The 10,012-nt window shown below is 54.1% G+C and carries 10 protein-coding genes; 5 read left to right on the forward strand and 5 right to left on the reverse strand.

The window, feature by feature from the left end; all coding sequences use genetic code 11:
* Window positions 1-178 precede the first annotated feature (178 nt).
* Window positions 179-1,570: a GABA permease gene (gabP, locus tag RGM3321_RS03545; RefSeq protein WP_244391632.1), complete on the forward strand. Its 1,392-nt coding sequence runs from the start codon at window positions 179-181 to the stop codon at window positions 1,568-1,570.
* A gap of 57 nt (window positions 1,571-1,627) precedes the next feature.
* Here the strand turns inward: gabP and RGM3321_RS03550 are convergent, their stop codons facing one another.
* The 5 genes from RGM3321_RS03550 to RGM3321_RS03575 form a co-directional block, all read right to left on the reverse strand.
* Entirely contained in the window at window positions 1,628-2,113 is a 486-nt protein-coding gene (locus RGM3321_RS03550; RefSeq protein WP_244391633.1) for a hypothetical protein, read from the reverse strand.
* A gap of 124 nt (window positions 2,114-2,237) precedes the next feature.
* The gene (locus RGM3321_RS03555) at window positions 2,238-3,380 is read right to left on the reverse strand and encodes a T3SS effector HopA1 family protein (protein WP_244391634.1); all 1,143 of its coding nucleotides are present in this window, start codon (window positions 3,378-3,380) and stop codon (window positions 2,238-2,240) included.
* 41 nt (window positions 3,381-3,421) lie between these two features.
* A complete protein-coding gene (locus RGM3321_RS03560) occupies window positions 3,422-3,817 on the reverse strand; it encodes a type III secretion system chaperone (protein ID WP_244391635.1) in 396 nt (131 codons plus the stop codon).
* A gap of 156 nt (window positions 3,818-3,973) precedes the next feature.
* Complete coding sequence (locus RGM3321_RS28365; RefSeq protein ID WP_279613893.1) at window positions 3,974-5,320, reverse strand: methyl-accepting chemotaxis protein; 1,347 nt, start codon at window positions 5,318-5,320, stop codon at window positions 3,974-3,976.
* Between the two features lie 319 nt (window positions 5,321-5,639).
* Entirely contained in the window at window positions 5,640-5,918 is a 279-nt protein-coding gene (locus tag RGM3321_RS03575; RefSeq protein ID WP_004655093.1) for a hypothetical protein, read from the reverse strand.
* Between the two features lie 213 nt (window positions 5,919-6,131).
* On the opposite strand from RGM3321_RS03575, the gene RGM3321_RS03580 reads away from it, so the two are divergent.
* The 4 genes from RGM3321_RS03580 to RGM3321_RS03595 all read left to right on the forward strand — a co-directional run bounded on the left by RGM3321_RS03580 (window position 6,132) and on the right by RGM3321_RS03595 (window position 9,674).
* A complete protein-coding gene (locus RGM3321_RS03580; protein WP_244391636.1) occupies window positions 6,132-6,377 on the forward strand; it encodes a type II toxin-antitoxin system ParD family antitoxin in 246 nt (81 codons plus the stop codon).
* 504 nt (window positions 6,378-6,881) lie between these two features.
* On the forward strand, window positions 6,882-7,784 hold the full coding sequence (locus RGM3321_RS03585) for a hypothetical protein (protein ID WP_244391637.1): 903 nt from the start codon (window positions 6,882-6,884) through the stop codon (window positions 7,782-7,784).
* A gap of 325 nt (window positions 7,785-8,109) precedes the next feature.
* Window positions 8,110-8,604 (forward strand): hypothetical protein, encoded by a 495-nt coding sequence (locus RGM3321_RS03590; RefSeq protein WP_244391638.1) that lies wholly within the window; start codon window positions 8,110-8,112, stop codon window positions 8,602-8,604.
* A gap of 539 nt (window positions 8,605-9,143) precedes the next feature.
* On the forward strand, window positions 9,144-9,674 hold the full coding sequence (locus RGM3321_RS03595; protein ID WP_244391639.1) for a hypothetical protein: 531 nt from the start codon (window positions 9,144-9,146) through the stop codon (window positions 9,672-9,674).
* The last annotated feature ends 338 nt before the right edge of the window (window positions 9,675-10,012 follow it).

The following is a 10,012-nucleotide window of genomic DNA, read 5'->3' on the forward strand; positions in this document are numbered from 1 at the left end:
GTATAAAACCATCGTCTTGCATGCTTCACGGGCCAAGCTACAAGCCTCGTATTCTCTAAGCGACGTCGTTTTCGAAATATTTTGGCGCAATTCTTGCGTCAATAATAAAGAACGGCACCGTAGCTTTCTTTTTACGTAATGCTTCGGTGTGCCTCGCTCGTCTTGCACAGGTGGTTTTATGAGCAGTACCGCTAACTCTTCCGAGCTCGAACAAGGGCTGAAACCGCGACACATTACGATGCTGTCGATTGCCGGCGTTATTGGTGCCGGTCTGTTCGTCGGCTCCGGCCATGCGATTGCCGAGGCTGGTCCTGCCGTGCTGCTGGCCTATGCCGCTGCGGGTACGCTGGTGGTGCTGGTGATGCGCATGCTGGCCGAAATGGCCGTTGCCTCGCCGGACACAGGTTCGTTCTCAACCTACGCCGACCGCGCTATCGGGCATTGGGCCGGCTTCACCATCGGCTGGTTGTATTGGTGGTTCTGGGTGCTGGTGATCCCGCTGGAGGCCAACGCCGCCGCGACCATTCTGCACGCCTGGTTCCCGAACATCGCGATCTGGATGTTCACGCTGGTCATCACATTGCTGCTGACCGCGACCAACCTGTTCAGTGTGAAGAATTACGGCGAATTCGAGTTCTGGTTTGCGCTGATCAAGGTTGTGGCGATCATCGCGTTCGTGGTGCTGGGTGTTGCGGCGATTTTTGGTCTGCTGCCAACCAGTAACGTCAGTGGCGTGAGCCATCTGTTTGATACCGGTGGCTTCCTGCCTAACGGCATGGGCGCGGTGCTGGCGGCGATGCTGACCACCATGTTCTCGTTCATGGGCACCGAGATTGTGACCATCGCAGCGGCGGAGTCCAAGAACCCTGGCAAGCAGATCACCAAGGCCACCAACTCGGTGATCTGGCGGATCTTCCTGTTCTATCTGGTTTCGATCTTCATCGTTGTGTCGCTGGTGCCGTGGAACGACCCGCGCCTGGCCGAGGTGGGTTCGTATCAGACCGTGCTCGATGCAATGGGCATTCCGAACGCCAAGCTGATCGTCGACCTGGTGGTCCTGGTCGCCGTGACCAGCTGCCTGAACTCGGCCCTGTACACCGCTTCGCGCATGCTGTTCTCGCTGGGCAAGCGCGGCGATGCACCGGCCGTGTCCAAGCGCACCAGCAAGGGCGGTACGCCTCACTGGGCGGTGATCATGTCGACAGCGGCAGCGTTCCTGACCGTGTTCGCCAACTACATCGCACCGGCTGCCGTGTTTGATTTTCTGCTGGCCAGCTCTGGTGCCATTGCCCTGCTGGTGTATCTGGTAATTGCCGTGTCGCAACTGCGGATGCGCCGGAAGCGTATTGCTGCGGGCGAGGCCATCGACTTCAAGATGTGGCTGTTCCCATGGCTGACCTGGGCTGTGATCGCGTTCATCGTCGCGGTGCTGACCATCATGCTGCTGCAGGAAGAGCATCGCCTCGAAATCATCGCCACCGGCGTACTCAGCCTGTTGGTGATCGGCGCTGGTCTGATCGTATCGCGTCGCCGCAAGGACGGTCGCGTGGGCGCTGCTGCGCTGGGTTGATCGTGCCCTTGGGCGCATGACCCTCGTGCCAATGCCGCGCATTGGCACGAGCTTCCATCAGCGTGCCGCTCTGGTGTCTCTCTTCATCAGCAGGTCAGAGGCCAGGGTGTAATCCTTCTGGAAGGCAGGGCTTTCGATCCATTCGATTGCCGTGTCTTCATCCTCATCGTGATACATGGCGCGGTACACGATCAGCAGACCCATCATGAAGTCTGTGGCGGGATCTTCTTGCTCTTCGGAAACGACCAGTGCCAGCACCGGGTATTGCAGGAAGACCACGCACAGCGCGAGCTGGCTGATGGCTTCTGCTGCTTTCATGGCGGTGAAAAGATCGTCGTAGTCAGCCGGATCGAAGCCGTTCTCGACAATGTCACTGAAGTCGAAGGTATTCAGATCGAGTTCGACATCATCAAACGGCTGATTGACCAGCGCCGAGGCAAAAACCGGATGAGCGAGGCTGGTTGCGGCCTTGCCCGAGCGGTTTTGTTTGGCCTTGATCTTTGCGCGCTTGGCACGTTTTTGCTGCTTGTCTGGCGAGGCCATGAACGGTCCTTTGGCTAGCGTGAGGTGCAATGGCCGCTATTGAAGCGCAGACGTGGTAAATAACCAAGGTTTTGCTGGTTTGACCCGCATCTGCAAATTACCGCGCTCACGACAGACGCAGCGCTCATTTGGCGTTTCGAAGGGCCGGGTTGTCCGGGTCATAACCATTGGCTGCCAAAGATAACTTCAATCGGGCGAGAAATGGCCGCCCATCCATTTGCAAGGCGTCACTGATAACTTCTGCCCGCGACATTCCATGACCTCTGAGGTCTCCGAGGATGCTTTCTGCATAGGACAGCCCGGTGCTCAGGGATTGCATGCTCATAGGGGTGTGCTCGATGAACGCTTCTGGAGGTATGCCGCTCATCTGTTTGAGTTTGTTACCCAGCTTTTCCGCTTTTGCGAGGTCGCCGTTTATATACAAAACGGCTGAATCGGTCATCTGGCCATGGCAGGCGGGGCCTATGACTTTACCTTGTGTGATTGCACTTTCCTTCTCGATCAGTGCAGCCATGGCGCGTGTCAGCTGTGTTGCGTATTCGGGCTGTACGCCGATGGTCAATCGCCCTTGATGCTTACCTTCGCGGCGTTCATGTCTGGGGGTAATTCGATAGAAAAATGTTTTTGCGTTTGGACTCTCTGCAATGTACTTGTCCAGGTTGCGGTCCTTTTTATTCACCACTTTGTCATGATCCTGGCTGCGCACCTCAATGCCGTGTTTGCCGTTCAGTGCCTTTAGCGTTTGCAGGAACTCTTCTTGCTGCTCCTCGCTCATGGGGCGAGAGTGAGGAGCATCATTTTTATAGATTTTGTAGATGTCCATCTGAGACGGGTTGGACAGCTTTTCCGCCTGCCTGGCCCACTCATGAAAGCTGTCAAAAGTATTTTGCGCTGCCTGTCTGGCCGTGGGTTTGATGGCTGTTGCGGCTGAGCTACTTTCGCCCCGCTCAAGGTTGTCAAAGCGTCTATCCGGCAAAGGGCTCTGGTGCAAGGCAGTACGTGTCGATGCGGCTTTCTGATTGAGTACCTGGGCAATCTGCGCGCGCTGACTGCTGCCGCCTACCAGCTGGGAGACTCCTTTGAAAAAGCTTTTCGCTTTTGATTGTTGTTCGGGGCGAAGGACTGCGATCGTTCCGTCATCGGCTGCTTGAATCTCGTATCTTTTGCCGTCGACCTCAAGTCGACCATTGGCTTTGAGCGCCGGAATATCAAGGTTCGACTGCCTGAGCTCTTGCACACTGGAGAAGCGTGACTGAATGGGGTTCATAGTTTGATTCTCACGAAAAGGGACATCGAGTCTTGAAGCGCTTATTGACTTGCTTCGCGCCAGCTCCTCATCCACTCCAGCAGACTCGCAATTTCACGCTTGAGCGTCGGGACGCCGAGTTTTTCTCGAGGGATGCTTTGATACGCGTGATAAAGGCCGCTTTTCTCGTCCAGACCAAGGCCGGGGCCTGCATTGAGTAACGGATTGAGCGCTCCAGCCAGAAGACGCTGCTGGGGTATGTCTTCGGGCGTCTCAAGCAAGCCGATCAACAGCAGGCGTTCGCGCGCGTGATCGCATAACAGCGTTAGCGCAAATGTGTTGTCGATGATCATGTTGCACGCCCCGTGATCATCAAATGCCAGCGGTTGCATGTCGAGGGATCGGGATAAGTCATCAAGCAGGGTCTTGTAGAAAAGGTTACTCATCAGCCTGCTCATCAACGGAAATTCATCGATGAGTGGAACGTCTGCTCAAGGCGGTTCCATGCGTGCACTGAAAAATGCTCAAGCGTTCCAGCACCGAACAGTCGACATAAAGCGAGGCAATAAAAAACCCGCAGGACGCGGGTTTGGGTGGCGCGTTTTATGCCGTCGTCATCGTTTGCCTGGTTTGGCAAAGGCTTCGGCTTCGTCCATGCGGGTGGCAAACATGTTCACGGCCTCGACCGCGTCGCTCGCGCCGTCGCGGATCTGGACGATGACCTGCCCGGCCTGATCTGCCAGTATCACACCTCGAATGGCACCTTCCTGCGTGGCATCCATGCTCGCCACGGCTTCACGTGTTTCGGCGAGGATCTTGCCGATCATTTCGGCAATCTCGGTGGTAGAACCACTTGTACGTCCGGCCAGTTGCCGGACTTCGTCTGCCACCACGGCAAAACCGCGCCCCTGGTCACCCGCCCGTGCCGCTTCGATGGCAGCGTTGAGCGCCAGCAGGTTGGTCTGGTCGGCGATGCCGCGGATGGTGTTGACGATGGCGGTGATCTGCTCGGAGCGATCGCCCAGTTGGCTCACCAGCTTCGCCGACGCGCCGATGTTTTCGGCAATCTGGCGCATTTCCCGAGCGGTTTCCTGAATGACCAGGGTTCCTTGTTCGGCCACTTTCTCGGTTTCTGCCGAGATATGGTAAGCACGCGACGCACCATGCGCATCGGCTTCCTGCTTTTCGACACGCGGGGTAATGTCACTGGCAAACTTGACGATCTTGTAGAGCTTGCCGTCGACATCAAAAACCGGGTTATACGTGGCTTCCAGCCAGACAACCCGACCATGTTTGCCAAGGCGTTTGAACTGATCGCCAATGAACTCGCCCTGATTCAGCTTGCGCCAGAATTCGACGTATTCCGGGCTGTTGACCAGTGCCGGTTCGCAGAACGATCTGTGGTGTTTACCTTTGATCTCGTTCAGTGCGTAACCCATGACGTTCAGGAAGTTACTGTTGGCAGTTATCACATTACCATTGGGCTCGAATTCGCAAACAGCCATGGCCCGGTCTACAGCTGCCAGCTTGCTGTTGGTCTCGTTCTCGAGCATTACACGTCTGGTGACGTCCAAGGCGTACTTGACCACCTTGAAGGCTTTGCCCTGCGTATCGGTTACCGGGTTGTAGCTGGCTTCAAGCCAGACACTGCGGCCATTCTTGTCGATGCGCTTGAATGTGCCGGAGATGAACTTGCCAGCCTTCAGAGATGCCCACAGATCCGCGTATTCGCGGCTGCGGAGTGTCTCCGGTTCGCAAAAGTCGCGGTGCGTCTTGCTGGCCATCTCATCAGCCCGGTAGCCCATCGTTGTGAGGAAGTTATCGTTGGCACGAAGAATCTTGCCGTCGAGACCCAGCTCGACCACCACCATTGATTTTTCCAGTGCGCTTGTCAGTCCTTTGAGTCCATCTACCTCGGCCTTCATGGCTGTCAGTTCAGCTTTGTTCTTGTTTCCGAACATAACCTGCCCCTTGGTGTATTTGTGGACTTGCTGTGATTAGAGTATCGGCTCGAAAAGCTGCGGCATGAACGGGTCATTGCAACAATTAGCTGGACAAATAAAGAGATTTTCTGGCGTCAAAAAAGTGCAGTTTTTTGTCAAAAAGAAATACGCTGACTGTTGACTATAGGTACGCAGATATCTGGAAAAGCGCTCTGCCCGTCAAATTCCGGACAAAGAAAAGCCCGCGATGGGGGAGCGGGCTTAAGGATTCACACTTGGGAGCAGCTCTACAATGACGCGGCCGCTGTGAAAACTTTGTGAAGAGTATTTACTGTTTTCACTTTTTTTCCGGCTGGATGGTGTTGGTCACTTCGGACGTCGGCACGAAGGTCTTCGACTCTTCGGCAGCCGCTTCCTTGGACGCAGCTTTGTCCTTGGCCGCTTCGGTGTTCTCTTTGGCAGCCTCGTTCACTTTGTCCTGAGCAGACTCCATCTTCTCCTGGGATTTCTCCTGATGGGCCTGAGCGTCCTGTGCTTTCTGTTCGGACTTGCTGTCGCAGGCAGCCAGACCCAGAGTGGCGGCGATGATGAGGGCGGAGGCAGTAAACTTGAGCACGTAATTTTCCTTGTGGAAGCAAATGTATGGCTTCGATGGCGGGCAGGGAAAATTAGTTCAATGGGATGGAGGTGGCAGGGCTCTGGATGGCTGGTCTTGATTTGCTCAAGGCTATGCAAGGTCGGTGCCGCTGCGCTTGAGCTTTCTTGCTATGCGACCTGTGTCTGAGCATGCCTCTCCCAAGCAAGACTTTTTCATGATGGGAGTTTAATCATGGCAACTGTACGGAAAACCACCACCGTGACCGATCAGCAGGACGCCTGGATAAAGGCGCAGATCGACGTAGGCGGTTACACCAATGACAGCGAATATATCCGCGACTTGATTCGTCGCGAGCAGGCCCGGAGCGCGGACATCGAAGCCATCCGGCTTGCGCTGATCGAAGGCGAGTCAAGCGGGGAGCCTCGTCCATTCAGTGTCGATGAGTTCAAGCAGAGAATGTTGAAAGCGAATGGCTGAGTATCGTCTCGCACCTGCAGCCGAGCGCGATCTGGAAGCGGTCTGGATTTATACCTTCCAGGTGTGGGGTTCTAGAAGAGATTTAGACGAAACCCCAGACAGCAAAAAGCCCGCACGAGGCGGGCTTCTTGTGTGCTTTCAGATGTGCTTGGCATCACCTGAAAACGAAAGGTGGTGCCCAGAGACGGAATCGAACCGCCGACACGGGCATCAGTGCCGTAAACCCAGTAAAATCAAGGGCTTCAGAGCCCTTAGTCGACGCGAAGTGTACTCAGCCTGTGTACCTTAAGCAAGGCAGATTGCCGCTTACTGGTGAGTTGAGCTCTGCATCGGCCAGGCTTTTTCAGCAGGCATCCGGTAACCTAATCTTAAAGACTCATCACAGGGTTCCGAGCTCTTTTGCCCGGTAGCGGAAGGTTAATTTCAAACGGCCTCTGGATATGATATCTAAACCGTTTAGCGCCAGAGTGGATTTCCGTTGGACCATTTTGTAAGGAGACAGAAATGGCTATTGATTTCGAGGCTGCTGCGGCAAGAGCAAGTGCCGATTTTGAACGGTTTACAGATGCAGAGCGAGAGGAGTGGCAGGCAGAGAATGATCGGGCGCACCAGGAGCAGCATGAATGCTTCAAAGCCGCATATGCACTGGACCAGTGTTACCTGTGCCAAAAAGACTTCAAAACGCTGAGTCGGGATGAGCCCTGCCTGCATTGGCTCCTGAGGCGGGGGAAATTCAAGAACAAGGACATCCTATTGATAGCTTTAAAATACGGCTATCGGCAGATTTCCGCCTACCTTAGGTGGTGTGCGAATAGTGAAAGGTTGTTGGCCAATATCAACGATATCGTAGAAGAGGCCCCCGAAGGCAAAGTGCTGAGCTCTACGATTCGTTGGAAGAATATTGAGTGGTCCTTTGATTGTTCCAAAAATGACTTTGTAGGACACAATGGCGCCTACACGAATTTCCCGCACTACCACTTTCAGATGCGAATTGATGGGCGGCAGTTTATTAATTTCAATGATTACCATCTGCCATTTAGTGACAGCGATCTGTTCTTTTTCGAGCTCGAGAAGCAGCAGGGAATCAATATGGATTATGGGACCCATGGTGCTGGCATGCATGCAGCGATGCAGTTTGATCCTAACGATTTGATAGAAAGTGTTTCGCCCGCTGATGATGAGGAGGACGCTGCATTCGGGTTTTCAACACTGGTCATTGCTCATGACAAACCGATGAAAGGCGAGGACGTCTACGCCGCCATACAGGAGGCCAAGGCCAGTGGAAGGAGCATCGCCTCGATCTTGCACGAGAAATATGCAGGCACCGATGTAGGGGTCCAGACGATTATTTCTCCTTCGGACACGGTTCCATCAATAACGCCAAGGACCGAGCATACTCGAAGATGACCTCCCCCGCTCGGAGGAGATCTTATGGAGGCTCGGCATAAGGAGGTATCACCCAGTGCCCGCTAATTGATAGGGATGAAGATCTCATGGACGTGGCCAACGAAGTAGTCACATCAAGTGGCTCTTTAACGACCTATTTGCGGACCTTGCATTTGCTGTGGGAATGGGCCGTGAAGTCCTAATGCTTCATGATGGACGCTCAGAGGAGCGCGGTGAAGGCAATGGGGGCAGAGGGTCACATGTAGCCCAGGCAGTTCGCGTGGCGGTCTGATAGTGCCCTACCTCCCCTTAGATATTTGGGCGTGGTACAACTATGGAGCGTCAGATGGAAGCAGTTGAAAAGCCAGCCGGGAAGCGCGTAACACGGGTCAGTTTTACACTCGCTGTGTGTGATCGAGAGCAGGGAGAGCATATTACTTACACTATCGGAGCAATCGATTCCGGTGAGCGAATCGAGAGTATGTGGTGTGACATCTCCTCTGATTTTCTTACTATTACCATGATGGTGACACCTAAGGGCCATGCCGCAGGTATGTCTGGCTCAGTGGATGAGCTCATCGCGGTCATAAAAAAAAGTCAGCCTGAGCAGCCCATCAAATCGCCCGGCAGTAGGCGCAATAAGGCAAATCAGACCGATACTGAAGATGAAATCACTATATTGGACGAAATTTTAAGAACCATGCTGGGGCATGCTGAGAGCATTTCTGAGCGGATCACTATTTTCCGGATCATCGAAATCACTGGGCCCATTGAGCTCTATGCCTACTTCCCCGAATCTGACAAAAAGAAACTGTCGATTGCAAACTGGAAAAAGAAGTAGCCGAACTGTGCTTTATGGGCATCGAGCTGGACGTTCTGACCGGACACCCTGAGCACGAACTTGTTTTCGTATCGACTCAGGCAGCCCGTGCGGGTGGCTCGAAGAATCCTTACGACGTGGCTTTCAACTACAAGAACCTAAAGGGACCAAGGGGTCAGTTATATCACGGTGGGTAACCTACCAGAATGTGGTAAATGCGATGGACGGTTAAGGCCGACCACTACCGACCACCACGGCGATGTTCTCCGAAGGCCATGTCTACCGGATGCTGCTACGAGGCCGTTCAGCAGCCTCTGAACCGTTCCATAGACGGGTCACTGAAGCGGCCCTGCCGACCGTCCGCGAGACAGGCAAGTAGGACGCCGAAAAGTCAACGAATCCAATCGTACAAGGCTTCATGGATGAGCTGAATATGCTCCGTCAATTGATGTAAAGCATCCAGAGCGGTGACCTACAGCCCTTTTAAACCGTGGCCTCCAAAACCCCTCACTTTAACCGGAACGACACCCGTCGGACCGACAACTGATGAGGGCAATGAAATGATAAATCCTGATGCGTACTTGGACTACAAACAATGGACCAACAAACGCCGTAATGACCCGACACTCTTCTTTGATGCCTGCAAGGCCGCTCAGTGGACCCCACCGGAGCCTGAAGGAGAACCTGAAGCCGTATCGAGAGAAGCAGCATCGAAGGAACATGCCACAGCGAAACCCCAGCGAGGCAGGCCAAAGAAGAGCACAACAAACCCCGTCGCTCACCATATAAGGCTCTTGAGCTTTGAAAGACCTCGTTGGCTGGACGGCATTATCTATGGGTCGACCGTGACAGCCGCTGGGGTGAGCGCCGGTAAGCTCAATGTGCGACCCTGTTCGGTCATCGCAGCAATGCACCTCAAGATCATTTCAACGGCAGCTATAAAGACCCCGATGATTTCTGAGCGGACAGCGCAAACGGTCGCGAAAGCAGCACGACACGCAATCCACGGGGTCGCTTGCTACTTGGATCGTCATCCAGCGAGCAAAGCAAAACTGGACCTTGAGCTGAGTTACGAGCTGGCTGCTGATTAAACGCAGGGAATAGAAAGGTAGATCCAAGGACTACAGAGCATCTGAAAGTCAAGACCTCGACTCGTGAAGGTGATCGCCAGTGGGCGTATGGGGCAGTTCACTTAGGGGGGATGGTAGTTGTGATAACAACATTCCTTTACCAAGCCCTCCCTTGAGAACCTTAGAGGGGTGGGCAACCGGAACCCAAAAACACCCACTATAAGCAGAGGGGGTGAGCTGGTCTAATGACCCCGGACACCTTAATGGGTGAAACTATATCCATTGAGGAGTCACCATGACCAAGAAATACAGAAAATTCGATGCAGCCTTCAAGCTTGATGTCTGCAAGCTCATCGTTG

The organism is Pseudomonas sp. RGM 3321, assembly GCF_022836805.1.
Lineage (GTDB): Bacteria > Pseudomonadota > Gammaproteobacteria > Pseudomonadales > Pseudomonadaceae > Aquipseudomonas.